1 protein-coding gene is annotated in these 671 nt (G+C 38.9%); it reads right to left on the reverse strand.

All coding sequences use genetic code 11. The features are described from left to right. Window positions 1-671, reverse strand: a 671-nt coding sequence (locus tag HMPREF3230_RS03170) for an amino acid ABC transporter permease (RefSeq protein WP_075523522.1), incomplete at both ends; no start/stop codon positions are given.

Below are 671 nucleotides of genomic sequence, written 5' to 3' on the forward strand. Positions count from 1 at the left end.
CCTTTACCAAAATGCTTTTCTAACATAGACTGCAAAACCATCAACACAGAAGTAATAACCAAATACCAAACACTAGCAACAATAAGAAGAGGAATAGGCTTATAAATACGATTAGCAATAGCATTCGTAGCAAACTGCAACTCAAGAGTAAAAGGAACAGCCAAAACCAAAGAAGTAGTCTTCAACATACCAATAGTTTCATTACCCAACGGAGGAACAATAATACGCATAGCCTGAGGAAGAACCACACGACACATCATCAAAGAACGAGACATACCCAAAGACTTAGCAGCCTCAACCTGACCAACATCAACAGCCTCCAAACCAGCACGAACAATCTCAGACAAATACGCAGCCTCATTCAAAGACAAACCAATAACAGCAGCATTAAAAGAAGTCATAACAACATTAGAATCAATAGAGAAAAACTCCAAACTAGTAAACGGAACACCCAAACTCAACTTAGGAACAAGAACAGCAAACATACCCCAAAACACAAGCTGAGTATAAACAGGCGTACCCCTAAAAAACCAAATAAAAAACCAACTAACACCACGCAAAACAGGATTAACACTCTTACGCATCATCGCCAAACAAAGCGCCAACACAATCGCAATAACCATAGAAAGCAAAGTCAACCACAAAGTCCAGAAAATACCAGAAAGAACATT

Source organism: Gardnerella vaginalis (genome assembly GCF_001563665.1).
Taxonomy (GTDB): Bacteria; Actinomycetota; Actinomycetes; order Actinomycetales; family Bifidobacteriaceae; genus Bifidobacterium; species Bifidobacterium vaginale_A.